At 59.3% G+C, this 19535-nt stretch carries 22 protein-coding genes and 3 tRNA genes; 12 read left to right on the top strand and 13 right to left on the bottom strand.

All coding sequences use genetic code 11. From position 1 onward, the window contains the following. Position 1 precedes the first annotated feature (1 nt). From mnhG to nudE, 9 genes are all read right to left on the bottom strand, one after another. On the bottom strand, positions 2 to 385 hold the full coding sequence (gene mnhG / locus HG264_RS10250; RefSeq protein ID WP_169407558.1) for a monovalent cation/H(+) antiporter subunit G: 384 nt from the start codon (positions 383 to 385) through the stop codon (positions 2 to 4). After that, entirely contained in the window at positions 382 to 660 is a 279-nt protein-coding gene (locus tag HG264_RS10245; protein ID WP_150299373.1) for a K+/H+ antiporter subunit F, read from the bottom strand. Before HG264_RS10245 ends, mnhG begins: the two co-directional genes overlap by 4 nt. Continuing rightward, positions 657 to 1157 (bottom strand): Na+/H+ antiporter subunit E, encoded by a 501-nt coding sequence (locus HG264_RS10240; RefSeq protein WP_169407557.1) that lies wholly within the window; start codon positions 1155 to 1157, stop codon positions 657 to 659. Before HG264_RS10240 ends, HG264_RS10245 begins: the two co-directional genes overlap by 4 nt. Beyond that, positions 1154 to 2797: a monovalent cation/H+ antiporter subunit D gene (locus HG264_RS10235; protein WP_169407556.1), complete on the bottom strand. Its 1644-nt coding sequence runs from the start codon at positions 2795 to 2797 to the stop codon at positions 1154 to 1156. The genes HG264_RS10240 and HG264_RS10235 overlap by 4 nt, the downstream gene beginning before the upstream one ends. Next, the gene (locus tag HG264_RS10230; RefSeq protein ID WP_150299376.1) at positions 2794 to 3138 is read right to left on the bottom strand and encodes a Na+/H+ antiporter subunit C; all 345 of its coding nucleotides are present in this window, start codon (positions 3136 to 3138) and stop codon (positions 2794 to 2796) included. Before HG264_RS10230 ends, HG264_RS10235 begins: the two co-directional genes overlap by 4 nt. Next, positions 3138 to 6044, bottom strand: coding sequence for a monovalent cation/H+ antiporter subunit A (locus tag HG264_RS10225; RefSeq protein ID WP_169407555.1), 2907 nt, complete (start codon positions 6042 to 6044; stop codon positions 3138 to 3140). The genes HG264_RS10230 and HG264_RS10225 overlap by 1 nt, the downstream gene beginning before the upstream one ends. Before the next feature lie 188 nt (positions 6045 to 6232). After that, a complete protein-coding gene (msrA, locus tag HG264_RS10220) occupies positions 6233 to 6883 on the bottom strand; it encodes a peptide-methionine (S)-S-oxide reductase MsrA (protein ID WP_169407554.1) in 651 nt (216 codons plus the stop codon). A gap of 93 nt (positions 6884 to 6976) precedes the next feature. After that, entirely contained in the window at positions 6977 to 7780 is an 804-nt protein-coding gene (gene cysQ / locus HG264_RS10215; protein ID WP_169407553.1) for a 3'(2'),5'-bisphosphate nucleotidase CysQ, read from the bottom strand. Next, a complete protein-coding gene (gene nudE / locus HG264_RS10210) occupies positions 7777 to 8343 on the bottom strand; it encodes an ADP compounds hydrolase NudE (RefSeq protein WP_169407552.1) in 567 nt (188 codons plus the stop codon). Before nudE ends, cysQ begins: the two co-directional genes overlap by 4 nt. A 69-nt stretch (positions 8344 to 8412) precedes the next feature. Here nudE and yrfG point away from each other — a divergent pair, with 69 nt between their 5' ends. Genes yrfG through HG264_RS10195 form a run of 3 tightly spaced genes read left to right on the top strand, consistent with a single transcriptional unit; the run spans position 8413 to position 10393 of the window. Then, positions 8413 to 9084 carry a GMP/IMP nucleotidase gene (gene yrfG / locus HG264_RS10205; RefSeq protein WP_169407551.1) on the top strand — a complete coding sequence of 224 codons (672 nt, stop codon included), beginning with the start codon at positions 8413 to 8415 and terminating at the stop codon, positions 9082 to 9084. Between the two features lie 56 nt (positions 9085 to 9140). Further along, the gene (locus HG264_RS10200) at positions 9141 to 9620 is read left to right on the top strand and encodes a DUF2243 domain-containing protein (RefSeq protein WP_169407550.1); all 480 of its coding nucleotides are present in this window, start codon (positions 9141 to 9143) and stop codon (positions 9618 to 9620) included. Between the two features lie 2 nt (positions 9621 to 9622). Continuing rightward, on the top strand, positions 9623 to 10393 hold the full coding sequence (locus HG264_RS10195) for a cytochrome c oxidase assembly protein (RefSeq protein WP_218572975.1): 771 nt from the start codon (positions 9623 to 9625) through the stop codon (positions 10391 to 10393). Between the two features lies 1 nt (position 10394). Here the strand turns inward: HG264_RS10195 and rimK are convergent, their stop codons facing one another. After that, entirely contained in the window at positions 10395 to 11300 is a 906-nt protein-coding gene (gene rimK, locus HG264_RS10190; protein WP_169407549.1) for a 30S ribosomal protein S6--L-glutamate ligase, read from the bottom strand. 10 nt (positions 11301 to 11310) lie between these two features. Continuing rightward, positions 11311 to 11778: an ATP-dependent zinc protease gene (locus HG264_RS10185; protein WP_169407548.1), complete on the bottom strand. Its 468-nt coding sequence runs from the start codon at positions 11776 to 11778 to the stop codon at positions 11311 to 11313. Positions 11779 to 11900: 122 nt separating this feature from the next. Between HG264_RS10185 and HG264_RS10180 the strand changes: the two genes are divergently transcribed. The 7 genes from HG264_RS10180 to HG264_RS10150 all read left to right on the top strand — a co-directional run bounded on the left by HG264_RS10180 (position 11901) and on the right by HG264_RS10150 (position 16740). Beyond that, positions 11901 to 12308 (top strand): RNA-binding S4 domain-containing protein, encoded by a 408-nt coding sequence (locus HG264_RS10180; RefSeq protein ID WP_169407547.1) that lies wholly within the window; start codon positions 11901 to 11903, stop codon positions 12306 to 12308. A 36-nt stretch (positions 12309 to 12344) separates the two neighbouring features. After that, complete coding sequence (gene hslO / locus HG264_RS10175; RefSeq protein WP_169407546.1) at positions 12345 to 13226, top strand: Hsp33 family molecular chaperone HslO; 882 nt, start codon at positions 12345 to 12347, stop codon at positions 13224 to 13226. 327 nt (positions 13227 to 13553) lie between these two features. Continuing rightward, complete coding sequence (locus HG264_RS10170) at positions 13554 to 15098, top strand: phosphoenolpyruvate carboxykinase (protein ID WP_169407545.1); 1545 nt, start codon at positions 13554 to 13556, stop codon at positions 15096 to 15098. A gap of 207 nt (positions 15099 to 15305) precedes the next feature. After that, positions 15306 to 15381, top strand: a tRNA-Asn gene (locus HG264_RS10165). A gap of 13 nt (positions 15382 to 15394) precedes the next feature. Next, positions 15395 to 15471, top strand: a tRNA-Pro gene (locus HG264_RS10160). Between the two features lie 13 nt (positions 15472 to 15484). Then, positions 15485 to 15560 (top strand) — tRNA-Lys (locus HG264_RS10155). Between the two features lie 169 nt (positions 15561 to 15729). Next, positions 15730 to 16740 (top strand): DUF2891 domain-containing protein, encoded by a 1011-nt coding sequence (locus tag HG264_RS10150; protein ID WP_169407544.1) that lies wholly within the window; start codon positions 15730 to 15732, stop codon positions 16738 to 16740. Between the two features lie 56 nt (positions 16741 to 16796). On the opposite strand, the gene HG264_RS10145 is transcribed toward HG264_RS10150, so the two are convergent. Beyond that, positions 16797 to 18119: an NAD(P)/FAD-dependent oxidoreductase gene (locus HG264_RS10145; RefSeq protein ID WP_169407543.1), complete on the bottom strand. Its 1323-nt coding sequence runs from the start codon at positions 18117 to 18119 to the stop codon at positions 16797 to 16799. Between the two features lie 47 nt (positions 18120 to 18166). Further along, positions 18167 to 18343 carry a DUF3094 family protein gene (locus tag HG264_RS10140; protein WP_169407542.1) on the bottom strand — a complete coding sequence of 59 codons (177 nt, stop codon included), beginning with the start codon at positions 18341 to 18343 and terminating at the stop codon, positions 18167 to 18169. Positions 18344 to 18569: 226 nt separating this feature from the next. Here HG264_RS10140 and HG264_RS10135 point away from each other — a divergent pair, with 226 nt between their 5' ends. Both HG264_RS10135 and HG264_RS10130 read left to right on the top strand, forming a co-directional pair. Continuing rightward, on the top strand, positions 18570 to 19247 hold the full coding sequence (locus HG264_RS10135; protein ID WP_169407541.1) for an energy-coupling factor ABC transporter permease: 678 nt from the start codon (positions 18570 to 18572) through the stop codon (positions 19245 to 19247). Between the two features lie 71 nt (positions 19248 to 19318). After that, positions 19319 to 19534 (top strand): hypothetical protein, encoded by a 216-nt coding sequence (locus tag HG264_RS10130; protein ID WP_169407540.1) that lies wholly within the window; start codon positions 19319 to 19321, stop codon positions 19532 to 19534. The last annotated feature ends 1 nt before the right edge of the window (position 19535 follow it).

Raw genomic sequence — 19535 nt, 5'->3', positions numbered from 1 at the left:
CTCACTCATCATCGTTTGTTGGAAAGCGATAGCTTTCGCTGCCGTCTGATCGTCGAATGATTCGACCGCCGCGCAGATCCCGATAAACCGAGGCGCGCATGATCATCATCGAGGTCACCGGCGCGGTTAGCAGCAGGAAGGCCGAAATCAGCAGTTCATGCAGTACCGGCCGTGTTTCCAGACCGCTGAAATAGAGCATGGAAGCAAGCAGGAAGCAGCCGGTACCGAGCGTGATAGTGATGGCAGGGCCGTGAATACGCTGATAGAAACTGGGCAGTCGCAACAGGCCAAGGGCACCGATCAGAATGATCAGGCTGCCCAGCAGCAGTAGCAGCGCGAAGGGAATGGCCAGCCAGAGCGGGAGATCGACATGAACGACGCTCATTCGATGATCTCCCCCCGGGTGAGAAACTTGGCCAGCGCAATCGAGGAAACAAAACCGGTCAACGCGATCAGCAGCGCCATCTCGAAATAGACGTCATTGGCAAAGCGAATGCCCATCACCAGCGCCAGGATCATGCCGCACATCCACAGCGTATCCAGCGCCAGCACACGGTCCTGGGCGCTTGGACCGAGCAACAGTCGGATGGCGCAGAACAGCATGGCCAGCATGGTACAGCCCTGGGCAAAGAGAATGGTCAGGGTCAGCAATGTCGTCATGGATCACCCTGTTCGAAGATTTCGATGAGTGGTTGTTCGTAGCGGGTCTTGATCATATCCACCCACCAGCTGGCATCGTGCAGGTCGAATACATGCAGCGCCAGGTCGTTGCTGTCCGGCATGATCTCCACCCAGACGGTCCCCGGGGTCGAATTGATGATGCATGACAGAACCGCCAGCCCGTATGGATCGCGCAGATCCAGCGGAATGCGGATGAATTGTGAATTCAGGCGCTCGTGCCGAGTGAACAGAATGATTCGGCTGACGTTGAAACTCGAACGGATGATTTCCTTCAACGACCAGCCGGCCAGCCGCAGCATCACCATCGGCTTTTTCACCACAACGGTGAATGGCCGCAGCGGGCGCGACAGGATGGGCGCGGCAATAGCCAATAGCACGCCAATCAGCAGCTGCCCCGGGGAGATGCTCTGGTTCAGCAGCAACCACATGATCAACAATGCCGCCGAGAGAATCGGCGACGGCAGCCAGCGACTCATTCGCTGCCCTCCGAATTGACGACACCGGGCACCGTTGGCGCGGAGAGCACCCGCTGCGTGTAATCGGCAGGGTAATGCAGGCCGATCGAAACGCGGTCCAGATAGCTACGCAGCGGTCCGGCCTGAACGGTGAGCAGGATACAGAGAAACAGCAGGCCACCCACTGCGCCAGCCTCGGTCACTTGCAAGCGTGGCGGGGTGGATTCGGTTGCCCAGAAGGTACGTACGCCATAGCGCATCAGCGAAATGATCGCCGCCAGCCCGGAAACAATGATCAGCGCCATCAGCAGCCAGGCCGCCAGATTACCGGTGTCTGCAGTCAGCGCGGACAGACCGTAGGGGTTGAGCATGGCATGGAACAGGCTGAACTTGGCGATAAAGCCGGACAGCGGTGGCAGGCCCGCTATGATCAGCGCGCAGGCAAAGAATGACAGACCGAGAAACGCCATCGCCGCCGGTATAGGGACACCAGCCGAGTCGGCTTCCTCGGGCGCATCGCCTATGGCAAAGGCTTCCATGGTCAGGGCCAGCATGGCGGCGCTGGGTTTGCGGATACGGTCGATCAGTTCGATGAGCATGACCAGCGCCGCGACCGCCAGTGTCGAACTGAGCAGGTAGAACAATGCAGCGCTGATCACGTTGGGCTGGCCGTAGCCGATCGCGGCAAGCAGGGTGCCGGAGGATATGATCGCGCTGTAGCCTGCCATGCGGCCCAGTTCCTGGCTCGCCAGTAGTCCGATGCTGCCAAATGCGATGGTTACCACGCCGATAGCCAGCAGGGCGTTGGCCCCCAGCGCACTGGCTACGCCCGCATGATCGGCAAAGACCAGAAGCCATAACCTGAGCAGAACATAGACGCCGACCTTAGTCATCAGCACCAGCAGGGCAGCAACGGGGGGTGACGCCGCCGAGTAGGTGGTCGGCAGCCAGAATCCCAGCGGCCATACCGCGCTTTTGGTAAGGAAGGCCACGGCGAGAATGGCTGCGCCGGTCTCCAGTAATAATCTGTCAGTTGGCGTCAGCCCGGTAAGCTGCGTCGCCAGGTCAGCCATGTTCAATGTGCCGGCCGCAGCGTAGATCAGCGCCACGCCGATCAGAAAGAACAGGGAAGATACCAGGTTGATCACGATGTACTGCATGCCTGCGCGCACCCGTGCGGCATTGAAGCCGTGCAGCACCAGGCCGTAGGACGCGGCCAGCATGATCTCGAAGAACACGAAGAGGTTGAACAGGTCCCCGGTCAGGAAGGCACCGTTGATACCCATGAGCAGGAACTGGAACAACGAATGAAAATGTACGCCCGTGCGGCTCCAGCGGGCATAGGCATAGAGCAGTGAGGCCAGCGCTATGATCGCCGTCAACAGCAGCATCATCGCGGCCAGACGGTCGGCCATCAGCGCGATACCGAAGGGCGTAGCCCAGTTGGCCGCAAGGTAAACGCCGATGTCTCGCGGCCAGTGCTCGGTGTCAGTCAGATAGACCAGCGCCACCGCGTTGGCCAGCAGCGCCAGGCAGCTGATCAGGTTGATGGAGAACTTCAGCTGATGGCGGCGCTGGTTGATGATAACCAGCGCGGCAGCAGCCAAGAGCGGTATGAGTATGGGCGTCAGCAACAGCTGGTCCAGCCAGTGGCTGCTCATACGTCCGGCTCCCGGCCTTCGACATGGTCCGTACCGGTCATGCCGCGTGACGCCAGCAATACCACCAGATACAAGGCGGTCGTAGCGAAGCCGATAACGATGGCCGTGAGCACCAGTGCCTGGGGCACGGGATCGGCATAGAGCGCGGGATCAATTGGGCCTTCTTCCAAAGTGAGCGGAGGAAGGTTGATCGATAACCGGCCCATGATGAAGATGAACAGGTTCACCGCGTAGCTCAGCAGCAGCAACCCGGTTATGACCTGAAAGGTGCGCGGGCGCAGGATCAGCCAGACACCCGAACCGAACAGTACGCCGATGGCGATGGCGATGACGACTTCCATCAGAGGATCTCCTTGCTGGCCGGCGCGGCTGGCACCGACGCTCCGACAGGTACCCGGTGGCTGCGCACCGACTGGTGGGCAAGGGCGATAAGGATCAGCATGGTGCTGCCCACAACTACGCAAAAAACGCCCAGGTCGAAGAGAAATGCACTGGGTACGTGCACCTCGCCAAATACCGGCAGGACAAGGTGCGCCGTGTGGCTGGTCAGGAAGGGGTAACCGAGCAGCCAGGCGCCCAGGCCCGTAGCTGCGGTGATGGCGAGCCCGCTAGCAATCCAGCGGTGTGGCTGCAGACGCAGGTTGGCTTCGACCCAGGCGGTGCCAGCCAGCATGTACTGGATGATAATGGCGACGGAAAGGATCAGCCCCGCGACGAAGCCGCCACCCGGCAGGTTATGCCCGCGCATGAAGAAGTAGGCGGCCACCACGCCGAAGATGGGCAGTAACAGCCGCAGGTATACGCTTGGCACCATCAGATAGCCGCTGTTGGCCTGTTGCGCCGGGGTCTGGCGGGTCGCAGGATCGATACTGTTGGCCTGCTGCGCCGGGATCGGAATACTTTCGGGCGCGGGACGGAATCGACGCAGTAGTGCATAGACGGTGAGTGCCACGATACTCAGTACGGCCAGCTCACCGAAAGTATCGAAGCCGCGGAAATCGACCAGCAGCACGTTCACTACATTGCTGCCGCCGCCTTCGCTGAGTGCGCGCTCAAGGAAGAAATCGCCTATTTTGCTGCCAGTCGGATGCAACAACACCAGATAGCTGAGCGCAGCCATACCCGTGCCGGCGACCACCGCCAGGATAAAATCCCGGGTGCGTCTGGCGCGTGCCAGCCGGTTGACCCGGGCTTCGGTTTCGCGGTTCAGAATACGCGGCGGCAGCCAGCGCAAGCCCAGCAGGATCAGCACGGTTGTGACGGTCTCGACCATCAACTGGGTCAGCGCCAGATCAGGGGCGGACAGCCACAGGAAGGTGATGCTGACCACTATGCCCGTACCGCCGATCAGCATCAGTGCAGCCAGACGATGATATTTAGCCTGCCAGGCCGCGGCGAGTGCGCAGGCACAGCCCACAGTCCACAAGGCAGCGAAGGGCAGGTTGAGCGTCTCGGGTGGTCTCAGAATCCAGCCATGCGGCACTACCCAACTGACGATCAGCGTTACCGATACGCCGGCCAGTATCATCAGAAGAAGCTGCGGCTGTAATCGACGGGTGCCGAGCAGCTTCTCGAGTCGCGCCGCGAGGGCCATCAGTTCGAGCATGGTGCTTTCATAGGCCTGCTTGCCGTTGAAGCGGTGCAGAAATGGCACGCGGTCACGCTGGGTCAGGCCAAAGCGGGACCGCAGCAGCGCGTAGAGCAGCACGCCGCCGACCAGCGCGATCAGGCTCATCAGCAACGGCCTATTCAGGCCATGCCAGACGGCCAGGCTGTACGTGGGCGTGCGCACGCCCAGGACCGCTTCGACAGCGTTATGCAGCAGCGGCCCGATGGTTAATGCAGGCATGACGCCGACGATCAGACAGGACAACACCAGCAATTCGACAGGAACGCGCATCCAGCGTGGCGGTTCATGGGGCGTACTGGGCAGATCGGTGGCGGTTTGGCCGAAGAATACGTAGATGAAACGCAACGAGTAGGCGACACCAAAGATGCCCATGGCGATGGCAACCAGCGACATCCACCAGTTGTTATCCGAACCCACCTGAATTGCTTCGGCGAAGAACATTTCCTTGGAAATGAAACCGTTGAGCAAGGGCACCCCGGCCATGGCTGCGCTGGCGACGATGGCCAGCGTGGCGGTATGCGGCATGGGACGGTAAAGCCCGCGTAACCGGCGCATGTCGCGGGTGCCGCATTCATGGTCGATGATGCCGACCGCCATGAAAAGCGATGCCTTGAAGGTGGCGTGGTTAACGGTGTGGAAGATCGCCGCGACCATCGCCAACGGCGTGCCGATACCCAGCAGGGCGGTGATAAGACCCAGATGACTGATCGTTGAATACGCCAGTAATCCTTTGAGGTCATGCTGGAAAATGGCGATGAAAGCGCCGATCAGCCTGGTGCAGATGCCGGCACCGCCAATGACCCATTCCCACTCCGGCGTGCCCGCCAGGACCGGCCAGAGCCGCATCAGCAGAAAGATGCCGGCCTTGACCATGGTTGCCGAATGCAGAAAGGCCGAAACAGGGGTGGGCGCTGCCATGGCGTGCGGCAGCCAGAAATGAAAGGGAAACTGCGCGCTCTTGGTCAGTGCGCCGAGGGCGATCAATACCAGCGTGGTCAGATACAGCGGATGGTTGCGGATGGTGTTACCGGAGGCGAGTACCACGTCGAGATTGTAGCTGCCGACAATATGTCCGAGCACCAGCACCCCGGCAAGCAGGCACAGGCCGCCGGTTGCGGTAACCGTGAAGGCCATGCGCGCGCCGCGCCGGGCATCGGCCCGGTGGTGCCAGTAACCGATCAGCAGGAACGAAATCAGGCTGGTCAGCTCCCAGAACATGACCAGCTGGATCAGGTTTCCGGACAGCACAATGCCGAGCATCGCGCCCATGAAAGCCAGCAGGAACGCGAAGAAGCGCGGAACAGGGTCCTTTGGCGACATGTAGTAGCGCGCATACAGCACTACCAGCAGGAATATGCCGAGTATCAGCAAGCTGAACAGCCAGGCCAGCCCGTCCATGCGCAGGATGAAATTGAGATCCTGCCCGGGTAACCATTCAGCGGTGAAGCGCACCACCTCGCCATTACCAATAGCCGGCAACAGCGACAGAGTGATGCCGAACCCGATGAGGCCTACCAGGCCAGCCAGCCACGCCTCGCTATTGCGTGCGTTAGCGGGTAGAAATGCCGCGACGACACTGCCAAGGAAGGGTGCGAGGATGAGGATCAGTAACAGCATGGCTACTCAGGAAGAAAGGTTCAGTGCCGTATCTGGCAATCGGCAACATGCCGGGCCTTGCATAGTGCGCGAGCGGTGCGCTGGCCGTATGGCCACATCAGGCGATCGAAATTACCATTTCACCCGGAAAATGCGCAACGTGTTGATCTTCCGGGTATTCCTGAAGCCATGCGAAATGACCGGTCAGGTTACGAGCGAGGCGGCATGCACACACCCGTTCCGCCAATACCGCAGTACCCGCCCGGATTTTTATCAAGATATTGCTGGTGGTAGCTTTCGGCGTAGTAAAAGCGCTGAGCCGGGACAATCTCGGTGGTGATGTCGGGACGGCCAGCTGCGGCCAATGCCTGGGAGAACAGTTCGCGACTGGCTTCGGCAGCTTCGCGCTGAGCCTCGTCAGTCAGATAGATGCCTGAGCGGTACTGCGTGCCTGCATCATTGCCCTGGCGCATACCCTGGGTCGGATCATGCCCTTCCCAGAACACCTTGAGCAAATCATCGAGGCTGACCCGTTGCGGGTCAAACACCACCAGTACTACCTCGTTGTGTCCGGTCATGCCGGAACACACCTCTTCGTACGTCGGGTTGGGCGTCACGCCGCCGGCATAGCCTGCCGCCGTGGTGAACACGCCGTCCATCTTCCAGAACAGCCGCTCGACACCCCAGAAACAACCCATGCCGAAAATGATCTGCTGCATGCCTTCAGGGAAGGGCGGCTTGATCGGCGTACCAAGAACGGTATGCGTCTCGCTCGTCGGGATGGGTGTATCGCGGCCGGGTAGTGCTTCCTCGGCAGTGGGTAAGCGCATTTTATGTTCGGGAATGCTGCGGAAGAACATGGGCAGGCTCCTGCTGAGGATTGAACAAGGACGATCGCGACATGATCACGCCGGACCGGGGCAGTGTCCAGCGCAAAGCGCCGGACCTGGAGATCAGCCTAACACCTGAGCCAGTAGCTCGGCGGGTGCATTGCCCATGGCTACGAAATGACCGTTAAGCAAGGACGCCTGCGTCGGGTAGGCAAAGCGCTGGCCATCCAGCCCAATCACTTGCCCGCCGGCACCTTCGACCACCGCTTGTGCAGCCGCGGTGTCCCACTGGCTGGTAGGTGCCAGGCGCGGATACAGATCGGCCTGACCTTCGGCAACCAGACAGAATTTCAGGGAGCTGCCGATGCTGACCTGCTCTATCTGCTGCAGCGTTTTGATGCGCGCCAGCATGGCTTCCTGTTCCGGGCTCGAATGGCGACGGCTGGCGACCACCACGAGTGGCGTGGCGGCGGGCCGGCAATGGATGGGTTCGGCGGGTTCGTTGCCTAGCTGGCGCCACGCGCCAAGGTCTCGTCCGCCCCAGTAGAGCGTGTTGCGTGCCGGCGCGCCAACGATGCCGAGCACGACCTGGCCGTTTTCGATCAGGGCAATGTTGATGGTGAATTCGTCAGTGCCGGCGATGAATTCCTTGGTTCCGTCCAGCGGATCAACCAGCCAGAAGCGCTGCCAGCCCATTCGCTCGGCCAAAGGTACGTCGGCGTCTTCTTCAGACAGCACGGGAATGTCGGGGGTCAGCGCATGTAGGCCGGCGACTATCATATGGTGCGCAGCCAGATCGGCGGCAGTCACCGGCGAGTCATCCGGTTTGTCAGTCACTTCAGGATTGTGCCGCCACCATTCGAGCGTGCGATCGCCAGCCCGACGGGTGAGAGCGCAGAGTTCGTCAAGACGTGTCGGGAGGTTCATCGTTTCAGCTCGCCGCGCTGTTCAAGCAGATCGCGGACCAGATACAACCCGGCCAGCGCGCGGCCTTCGCTGAAGTTTTCCATTGCCGTCAGCTCCGATAGAGCATAGAGGTCGACCCAGTCGACCCGTATCGGCTCGGGTTCGTCGCCGGGCAGGCGTTTCTCATAGAGATCGCGCGCCAGCACTACGGCAATCTGCTGGCTCATGTAGCCTGGAGACAGCGAAAGGTGAGTAAGCAGCTCGAGGCGCTCGGCGCCGAAGCCGGCTTCCTCCATGAGCTCGCGATTGGCCGCATCGAGAACGTCTTCGCCCGGCTCGACCAGTCCTTTCGGTACCGATAGCTGGTAGCTGTCGAGGCCGCCGCAGTATTCCTCGATCAGCAGCGCGGTGCGGTCGTCTTTCAATGCAATGATCATTACCGCACCGTAGCCCTGTCCCTTGTTGATCAGGCGCTCATAGGTGCGTTCCGCGCCGTTACTGAAGCGCAGCTGGACCTGCTCCACGGTAAACAGCCGGCTCTTGGCAACGATCCGGGCGTCGAGTGTCTCGGGCTTCTGCAGCATGGGTGCTCCGTGGTGGACTGATCAAGGCTTGGGTATCATAGCGGCACATGCCGCAAAGCCCAACCGCCGATGCTTAACTGGAACGAGATCGATACCGTCCTGCTGGATATGGATGGAACCCTGCTGGACCTGCACTTTGACAACCACTTCTGGGTGGAATATCTGCCGCGTCGCTATGCCGAACATCACGGTCAGCCGGTGGAGTGGGGCAAGGCAGAAATTTACCCACTGATGGCCGAGAAACAAGGCCAGCTCGATTGGTATTGCCTGGATTTCTGGACGCGTGAACTGGGCGTGCCAATCGTCGAGCTCAAGCGGGAGATAGCGCATCTGATCCGTTTGCGTACGGATGCCGAACACTTCCTCAAGACGCTGCAAAAGAATGGTCGGCAGGTGATACTCATCACCAATGCGCACCGCGATTCGCTGTCGTTGAAGATGGAGCGTGTCGAGCTGATGACCTATTTCCAGCGGTTGATCAGTTCCCACGATTTCGGCTACCCCAAGGAGGCTCAAGCTTTCTGGCACGCCTTGCAGGACGAAGTGCCCTTCGATCCGCAACGCACCCTTTTCATCGATGACAGCCTGAATATACTGCGTTCGGCCCGCGAATACGGTGTGGCGCAGCTGCTCGCGGTGCGCCAGCCGGACAGCCGCGGGGCGTTGCGTGATACCGAAGAATTCGACGCTGTCGATGACTATTCGGCCCTCACCGAGGCGCTTGAACCCCGCAGACCCTAGGGGAACAGGGTTTCACTGCATGGGTCAAAACCTCACCTGTTCCGAGTGAGGTTCCCATGCACCATGAGACAGGCAGTACACCTTCACCGAATCGTTCGCTGCTGTACGCGTTGCCCATTGGCGTAGGCGTGATGGCTGCGGTAGACGAAATCATCTTCCACCAGATCCTGCAGTGGCATCACTTCTATGATCTGGCTACTCCGACTATAGGCATCATCACCGACGGATTGCTGCACGCCGCCGAGCTGATCGCCATGGTGGCGGGGCTGTTTCTGATCGTCGGACTGGCGCGGCGGGGTGGGTTGTTTAAGCGCTGGGCCTGGGCTGGTTTCTTTCTGGGCGCGGGCGGCTTTCAGCTATTCGATGGCATTGTCAGCCACAAGGTGCTGCGTATCCACCAGATCCGCTACAGCGTGGACCCCTTGATGTACGACATCGTCTGGAATGCGGTCGGGTTGATACTGCTCGCCGTAGGTTTCTGGTTCTATCGGCAGGCAAGCCGCCAGCAGAACGCCGGCCGGCCGACAGGTTATTGAACGTGTTTGCCTGGTTCGCTTCGGGCTTGGTCATCATCGCCGGCCTTGCCTACCTGGGCGCTGCGATGTGGCAGTGGCGAGCAGGGCACATTTGGAGCCTGTGGCGTGTTGCCGCCTGGCTGGCCGGATGTATGTTGTTGGTTCAGGCGTTGACGCCGGGCGCCATGCTCCTGGCGCACCATGATTTTCGCTGGCATATGGCGCAGCATCTGGTGATCGGGATGCTAGCGCCGCTGGCATTGGTGTTAGCGGCCCCGGTTACGCTATTGCTGCGCTCATTGCCGGTCAAGGCTGCGCGAATGCTGACGGCTCTGATGCGTAGCGGCTATGTCAGATTCGTTTCACACCCATTGATTGCGCTGCTTCTGAACGTCGGTGCGATGTGGTTGCTGTACCTCACGCCGCTTTATCTGGCTTCCCTCGAATCAGCCTGGCTGCATGCATTGGTACACGTCCATTTTCTATTGGCAGGGTATCTGTTTTGCTGGTCAGTGCTCGCCGGGCCGGACCAGGCCGCGCATAGCGCAAGCTTCAGGTGCCGGATCGCCGCGCTGTTTCTTTCTATCGCGGCGCATTCGGTGCTGGCCAAGCTGATGTACGGTTATCTATGGCCACGCAACGTGCCGCACGACCCGGACCAGATCAGGGCGGCGGCGCAGTTGATGTACTACGGAGGTGATTTTGCCGAGGTGCTATTGCTTGTCGCCTTGTTCACCATGACCTTCAGCAAGCACGGCAGCGCGCAGCAGTTGGATGCGCGGGCTAATGCCTAGATCAGCCCTTGCCCTTGGTGCGGGTCTGATTAGGCCGGCCGTTTTTCTCGATATATTCAATGATCAGACCGGCGACGTCCTTGCCGGTGGTGGCTTCGATGCCCTCCAGCCCGGGGGAGGAGTTCACTTCCATGACAACCGGGCCGTGATTTGAACGGAGAATATCCACACCCGCCACATTCAAGCCCATCACCTTGGCCGCACGCACGGCAGTCATGCGTTCTTCAGGTGTGATCTTGATCAGGCTGGCGCTGCCGCCGCGATGCAGGTTGGAGCGAAACTCGCCGGGCTTGGCCTGACGCTTCATCGAAGCGATCACCTTGTCACCCACGACCAGGCAACGAATGTCCGCGCCACCGGCCTCGCGAATATATTCCTGCACCATGATATTGGCCTTGAGCCCCATGAAGGCTTCCAGTACGGACTCGGCAGCCTGCTCGGTTTCGCACATGACCACACCGATTCCCTGGGTGCCTTCCAGCAGCTTGATGACCAGCGGCGCGCCGCCCACCATGCTGATGAGGTCGGGAATATCATCAGGAGAATGCGCGAAACCGGTCACCGGCAGGCCCACGCCCTTGCGCGCCAATAGCTGCAGGGATCGCAGCTTATCCCGTGAGCGGCTGATCGCTACGGACTCATTGAGCGGAAACACCCCCATCATTTCAAACTGCCGCAGCACCGCCGCACCGTAGAAGGTGATCGATGCACCGATGCGTGGAATGATCGCGTCAAAGGGTTCGAGCTCCTCACCCTTGTAGTGGATCGAAGGCTTGTGGCTGGTGATGTTCATATACGCGCGCAGCGTATCAATTACCCTGACCTCATGGCCGCGCTCGCGACCAGCCTCGACCAGGCGACGGGTGGAATACAGGTTGGGGTTGCGCGAGAGTACCGCGATTTTCATGTTTGTCAGTTCAGCCTTCAGATAATTTGGATGTTTGGGGTTTGTCCTGTACGAAGCGTACCCCTGGGTTGATGACCAGTTGACCGTCAAGCATCGCCCGACAACCGATCAGCACCCGATAACGCATTTCCTTGCGGCAAGTCAGGGTGAATTCCACTAACCAGGTCCTGTCGCCCAATACCATGGGTGTGCGAATGACGCAGCGCTCCTGCATATGACCGTTGGAACTCTTGATTCGTTTGGTATCGATCAGAGGTGCTTCGCAGGCCTGCTTGCGTGGCTTGTGCAGACTGCCGGCATGCGCATTGAAGCGTACCCAGGGCTGGCCGTCGCGCTCGAAGCGCTCGATGTCACTGGCGTGCAATGCCGAGGTTTTTGCGCCGCTGTCGACCTTGGCGATCAACTGATTGATGCCCAGCTCCGGCAGGCCGATCCATTCACGTAGACCTATAACGGTGAGGTGATCAAAGGTTTTCAATCGCGCTACCTCGTTTTACGGCCCGGATGGGGCGCATCATGGGGCAACTCAGGCATTACCACAAGACTGTTAAACTGACGTCTATCTAAATTTTTCGACAGCTGCAATCGAGGTCTGAAGGCATGCAGGACACTGACAAGGTTCGTCTGGATAAATGGCTTTGGGCCGCCCGTTTCTTCAAGACGCGCGCACTGGCCAAAGCGGCAATTGAAGGCGGCAAGGTGCAGGCCCAGGGCGAACGCTGCAAGCCCAGTAAAGAGCCGCGCGTTGGCGACATCTATCAAGTGCGCCAGGGTTTCGATACCCGCACCGTGGTGGTGCGTCAGTTAAGCGGGCAGCGGCGCGGTGCACCCGAGGCGCAACTGTTATATGAAGAAACGCCGGAGAGTATCGAGAAACGCGAAACAGCAGCAGCGCAGCGCAAAGCGATGGGCGCGGGTGGTCTGATCAGCGAGCATCGCCCGACCAAGAAACAGCGCCGTCAGATCCATAACTTTCGCGACGAGCGCAATGCATCCGCAGACGACTGATTGGTATACTTCGCTGTTTTGAAAGGGCCGAAAATCATGCAGCTTCAGGACGTTTCCCAGCGTTTCATATTTGAGCAGGCGGACGTGCGCGGCGAGCTGGTATCGCTAGACCAGAGCTATCGCGAGATTCTCGCGAAACATTCCTACCCGGAATCCGTCAAATCCTTACTCGGCGAGCTGCTGGCCGCTGCGGTATTGCTGTCAAGTACCCTGAAATTTGAAGGGCTGCTGGTGCTTCAGGCGCGGTCTTCCGGCCCGCTCTCGACGCTGATGGTCGAGTGTTCGAGCAATCAGGAAGTGCGCGGCATTGCCCGGTATGCTGACTCGCTGGAAGGCGAACAGCTGGCCGAACTGATGCCGGAAGGCATTCTGGCCATCACTATCGACCCGGATAACGGCCAACGCTACCAGGGCGTGGTATCGCTGCAAGGCACTACGCTGGCCGAAGCGCTGAACGGCTACTTTGAAAGCTCCGAGCAACTGGCGACCCGGTTTCGTCTGCTGGCCGACGGGCGTATCGCCCGCGGCTTCATGCTCCAGGCATTGCCAGTCGACCGACAGACCGATCCGGATGAGCGTCGCGAGACCTGGACGCACCTGAACGTACTGGCAGATACCCTGAAGCCGGAAGAGCTGATGGCGCTGGATAACCAGACGCTGCTGCATCGTTTGTATCATCAGGAAGAGGTGCGTCTTTTTGACGCACTCCCAGTGGTTTTCAAATGCAGCTGTTCAGCGGAACGATCCGGCAAAGCGCTTGTCAGTTTGGGTCGTGAGGACGCATTGGCATTGCTTGAGGAGCGGGGCGGGGAGGTCACTGTGGATTGCCAGTTCTGCAATACCCGGTACCGCTACGACCGCCAGGCGCTCGACGCTTTGTTCGAGGCAGCCGAAGAGCATGCAAAGGGTCTTCACTGAAGCATGATCGGTCCCGATGATGTTAAACGCATCGCGTTATGGATGTTGTCTATACATTGTCAGGACCAAATGGCGCGCGGATGTCTTTTTTTTGGCATAATGGCGCGCCTGCGCGGTGGGCCAGCGCAAAAAACCACTGGGAAACATTGGAAACCATCGAGCACCGGTCAGGCAGGGCGAAGCGCTAAGCTTCAACGCATCATGACCGAGCATAGTAGTTTTTCAGCGGTTCCCTAGCATTAATTAACCAGATATCCCCCACGTGCTGAGACCGGTCCTATCGGTCTTCATGGAGATTTCGGTCAAAGCCGAAGAGGACGACGTTAGATGACGCAAGCTACCAACACTGTTTATACCGACCTGAGCATCGCCCACCTGATTGAACTGGCGATCCAGCGCAACGAGGGGCATCTGGCTGACAACGGCTCGCTGGTAGTCGAGACCGGCGCTCGCACCGGCCGTTCACCGATGGATCGATTCATTGTTGACGAGCCAAGCACCAGCAGCGCTATCGCCTGGGGCCCGATCAACCGTCCGTTCCCTGCCGACAAGTTCGATCCGCTGTGGGATCGCGTCGCTGGCTATCTGGCGGAGCGTACCAGCTTCGTTTCGCACGTACATGTTGGTTCCGATCCGGAACACTACTTGCCGGTTGTCATGACCACCGAGACCGCTTGGCACAACGTTTTTGGTCGCACACTGTTCATTAACGCGCCGCGCCACAATCCATCCGACAAGCCGGAATGGCAGATCATGAATGCTCCGCATTTTGTCTGTGATCCCGAGCGTGACGGTACCAACAGCGATGGTTGCGTCATCATCAACTTTGCTCAGCGCAAGGTCCTGCTGGCCGGGATGCAATACGCCGGCGAGATGAAGAAGGCGATGTTCTCCGTGCAGAACTTCCTGTTGCCGGCCAAGGATGTGCTGCCCATGCATTGCGCTGCCAACGTTGGCGACGATGGCGACACCACGCTGTTCTTCGGCTTGTCCGGTACCGGGAAGACCACCCTGTCCGCCGACGAGTCGCGCAACCTGATCGGTGACGATGAGCATGGTTGGGCCGAAGGCAGCGTGTTCAATATCGAAGGCGGCTGCTATGCCAAGTGTATTGACCTGTCACAAAAGAACGAGCCGGTTATCTGGAATGCCATCAAGTTCGGCTCTATCGTCGAGAACGTTGTTATCGATCCGGAAACCCGCGTCGCTGATTACAGCGATGTTAGCCTGACTCAGAACACCCGCGCTGCCTATCCGCTGGAGCACGTCGAGAAGCGTGTGATCGAGAACCGCGCTGGTGAGCCGAATGCGATCATCTTCCTGACCTGTGACCTGACCGGCGTGTTGCCACCGGTTTCGATCCTGAATAACGAGCAGGCGGCCTACCACTTCCTGTCCGGTTACACCGCGCTGGTCGGTTCCACTGAAATGGGTTCGGGTAGCGGCATCAAATCTACCTTCTCCACCTGCTTCGGCGCGCCGTTCTTCCCGCGTCCTGCCGGCGAGTACGCTGAGCTGCTGATCAAGCGCATCAATGCCTTTGGTAGCAAGGTCTATCTGGTCAACACCGGCTGGACCGGCGGCCCCTACGGCGAAGGTCAGCGTTTCAGCATCCCGACCACCCGGGCCATCATCGCTGCCGTGCAGTCCGGCGCTCTGATCGGCACCGAGACCGAGCACGTGCCGGTTATCAATCTGGATGTGCCGAAGTCGGTTCCGGGCGTGGACAGCAAGCTTCTGAACCCGCGCAACACCTGGGCCGATCCGGCCAAGTATGATGCGGCTGCTCAGGAACTGGCGAAACTGTTCATCGAGAACTTCAAGAAGTTCGAGGTCTCGCAAGAGATCGTTCAGGCCGGTCCGCAGCTGTAATCCAGGCTTGACAATGCGGTAAACAGAACCCGCCTATCGGCGGGTTCTGTGTTTCGAAGGGCGCTCTGCAGATAAGGCATCAAAAGCTTCAAATAAAGGGTTGACACCCCCGCGCTGACCGGTAAAATGGCGCGCCTCAGCAGGGGATATGTGACGCAAGTCATTGCTTCTACTGAGGGTTTGAAGAAGTAAAGTTGTACAGGTAATTCCGCGATAGCTCAGTTGGTAGAGCAAATGACTGTTAATCATTGGGTCCCAGGTTCGAGTCCTGGTCGCGGAGCCATCTGGCAATATATCGGGGTATAGCGCAGTCTGGTAGCGCGCCTGCTTTGGGAGCAGGATGTCGGGAGTTCGAATCCCCCTACCCCGACCATTTTTTTGAGCATGGGTCGTTAGCTCAGTTGGTAGAGCAGTTGGCTTTTAACCAATTGGTCGTAGGTTCGAATCCTACACGACCCACCACTCATCTCTTCCGCAATGCCCAGTATCGTTCTGATACGCCTTTGTTCTTGTTTCAGATTCTTCTCTCTACGGTTCACTCACTCCGAACAGCTTTCCACCGGCCGTGCTTGCCTGATGGTTTTTGCTGTGTCTATGGTAGGGCTCGTTCAAGCCTGACCGGGACCATCCAATGACCTATACGCTGACGCCTGTCCGCGCCGCCGAGCTGATCTGCATGACGCTAGGGCATGTGCAGCGGGAATACCCGCATTCAGAAGGGGTGCGGCTCAATTCCGACGCTGACCTCGCCGCGCCTCGCTGTAATCATCCGGTGTTTTTTGGCAGCTATGATTGGCACTCCTGTGTACACAGCTATTGGCTGTTGGCGCGGTTGCTGGCCAGCTTTCCTCATCTCGACGAAGCACCCCGGGTGGTTGCGCTGTTTGATCAGCAGCTCACCGCGGAGAACATCGAGCGAGAGCTTGACTGGTTTCGTGCGCCGGGCAGGGGAGGGTTTGAACGGCCCTACGGCTGGGCCTGGCTGCTACGCCTACATGAGGCTCTGCTGCAGCTCCGCCATCCTCGTGCTGAGCTCTGGGCGCGAACCCTTCAGCCCCTGGCAGATCATCTGTCCGACAGCTTTATCAATTATCTGCCCAAGCTTGGTTTCCCGGTGCGCACCGGCACGCACAGCAATACCGCCTTTGCTTTGGTGTTCGCCCATGACTACGCGCTGCGAACGAACAACGGCGCCTTGCACGACGCCGTGACGCGCCGTGCTGAAGCCTTTTATCTGAACGATGCGCAGTATCACGGTTGGGAGCCAGGTGGCGAAGACTTCCTCTCGCCGGGTTGGCAGGAAGCATTGTTAATGCAGAAAGTGCTCGGTCGCGGGGATTTTCTGGAGTGGTTTGGCGGATTTCTGCCGGAGCTGGCAGAGGGTAGCCCCGCAGCCCTGTTCCGGCCGGTTGAGCCGGCGGACCGTACCGATGGTCGCCTTGCGCATCTCGACGGGCTCAATCTGAGCCGCGCCTGGTGCTTGCGGGAGCTTGGTTTGGGGCTGGATGAGTTTGACTCGCGCCGGGCGGTGCTGATGTCGAATGCAGAACGCCATCTGCAGGCGGGCAGCACCCACCTGCGAGACGACTACATGGGCGAGCACTGGCTTGCCAGCTTTCTGCTGTTGGCGCTCGGCTACTAGGCTCTATTGCATGAATTCATGCTGCCGCGTTGCCACGGCAACATTTCCCAGCCGTCTCAGTGCAGCTTGAGCCGGGGCTCGGTGCTGCGTCCAATGCGATCGCTGAGCATCAGCATCATGGTCCGGGGCAGCCCGTAGAGCGCCATCTGGTGCATACGGTATAGCGAAACATAAAACATCCGCGCCAGTTTGCCCTCGAGCATGACGCTGCCCGTGAGATTGCCCATCAGATTGCCCACCGCACTGAAGGTCGACAAGGAGATAAGCGAGCCGTAATCGCGGTAGGTGTATTCATCCAGGGGCTTGCCATCTAGCAGGCGGCGGAAATTCTTCGCCAGCAGGGTTGCTTGCTGGTGCGCTGCCTGTGCGCGCGGGGGCACGAATTTGCCTTCCTCCCCGGTCGGGCAGGAGGCGCAATCGCCGAATGCAAAAATACGCGGGTCGTCCGGTATCTGCAGCGTACGGGTGACTGAGAGCTGATTGATTCGATTGGTTTCCAGTCCCAGCTCGGTGAGAAACTTCGGCGCCCGGATCCCCGCCGCCCAGACCTTGAGGGAAGCCGGAATGGTCTCGCCGTTTTCCAGCAGCAAACTGTCGGCCCTGACCTCTTTTACCGGCGAACCGGTATGCAGTTTGACGCCGAGCTCTCGGAGGGTCTGGGTTACCGGTGTGCTGATACGCTCAGGCAATGCGGGCAGCACGCGAGGTCCGGCTTCGACCAGGTTGATGTTGAGATCTTCCGGCCGGATGCGGTCCAGTCCATAGGCCTGAAGCATCCGGGCAGCGTGATGCAGCTCAGCAGCCAGCTCGACCCCGGTTGCGCCCGCGCCGATGATCGCCACGTTGATCTGCTCCGAGGGGGCATCGTTCTGGCTCGCCTGGGCCTTCATATACTGGTTGAGCAGCAACCGATGAAAGCGTTCGGCCTGCAAACGCGTATCCAGAAACAGACAATGCTCCGCAGCGCCCTGGGTGTTGAAATCGTTGGTGGTGCTGCCGACGGAAATTACCAGATAGTCATAATCCAGGCGGCGTTCCGGGATCAGCTCATCGCCATGCTCATCCTCGAGCGGCGCGAGGATAACCTGGCGCTGCTCACGGTCGAGACCGGACATGCAGCCAAGCTGGAACTCAAAATGATTCCACTTGGCCTGGGCGACGTAGTTGAGCTCGTCTTCCGTCGAGTTCAAGGATCCGGCGGCCACTTCATGGAGTAACGGCTTCCAGATATGGGTCATATTGGCATCGGCCAGGGTGACCCGGGCTCGCTTGCGTTTCCCCAGGGTGCGGCCGAGACGGGTGGCCAGTTCAAGGCCCCCGGCGCCGCCTCCTATGATCACTATTCGAGGAGGAGCGGTGTGTAGTTCTGATTGCGACATGGACGAGACTCTTGCAATTAAGGAATCGTTCGTCAGTCGTCATGTCCTTAGATGTGGACAAGCGCTGCCAGGAAGCGCGCGATCAAGCCGAGGCCGATTACCGAGCCGACTATTACGGCCAGCAGTAACCAGACTCTGAAGGGCTTGCGTTTTACCTGGTGAATCGGGGAGGCAAGGTATTCATCGACCCGTTTCTGGTCTTCAGGATATAAGCGGCTTGGCATGGCATGACCTTTTTGTGGTGTGCGCAATTCGATGTTGCGCGCTCAGGCTTGACTGACTATGCCCGCATTCTATTATGCGGGTGCGAAGAATGCATCTTGCATGGTTTGAACATGCTCCGGTTCACGTTTGCCTGTCCAGTCGGCCCATCGAGCTGCCACCGTTAGCGCAACGCTGTCGCGACAGCGCCGTCGCGTTGTTTCCGAACGCTTCACCGAAGGGGTACCTATGCTCGCAGCAAGCCTGCTTACGGGTTTTCAATCAATCGTCAGTTTGCTCATCTTTGGCGGTGTGCTGCTTTGGGGGCTCGCCCGCGCTCCCTGGGTTGAGCTGGCTGCTGATGCGCGCCGTCAGCATTTGCTCTACGGCAGCGTGTTCCTGTTGTGTGTGCTGTGGTTGATGCGCCGCGAGTTTGATAGCGGGCTGACCTTTCATTTCATCGGCATGACGGCCGTTACGCTGCTGCTGGACTGGCCGCTGGCGATCGTTGCCGGCACGCTGGCACAGGTAGCCATGGTTCTCCTCGGCATGGATGACGCAGCAGCCTTCGGCGCCAATGGGCTAGTACGTATTCTCGGTCCGGTCGCGGTGACGATACTCATCAGTCAGGCGCTTGAGCGTACTCAGCCCACCAATCTGTTCCTGTATATATTCGTCAGTGGGTTTTTCGCCGCCAGCTTTGCCGCGGTGGCGGCCGTATTGTTGGGTATGGGCATGCTGGGCTGGTCCGGCGCGCTGTCGCCCCCAGACACACTCGTTGAGTTTCTGGGCTACATGCTGCTGGTGATGTTTCCGGAGGCGTTCATCAACGGGATGATTATTTCGGGCCTGGTGGTGTTCTGCCCCGAGTGGGTGGAAACCTTCAACGCAGACCGTTATTTCCAGGAGCCTCACGATAAACCTTGAGCCGGATCAATGGTTGAAGGCCGCTGATGTGGTGCAATCGATTCCCGTCAAGACGTTTGAGAGGACCGCGCATGTCTGTCTACACACTGGCTAGAAATATCATGCAAGACGCGAGCGAACAGGCCAGAACGGCCGGATATAGCGAGCAGGATCTGGCGCGAGCGCTGATGAGCGAAGTGATCGCCGTGTATAAGCGTGAGCGCAGCGATCAGGACATCGCACATGAGTTGAATTTCCTCGCCGAGAATCTCGACGAGGATGCTGAATACGCCTTCATGAGACCCTGAG

Source organism: Pseudomonas sp. gcc21 (assembly GCF_012844345.1).
Classification (GTDB): Bacteria; Pseudomonadota; Gammaproteobacteria; order Pseudomonadales; family Pseudomonadaceae; genus Halopseudomonas.
Note: the sequence above shows the minus strand (reverse complement) of the source record. Positions and strands in the feature narration are given on the sequence as shown.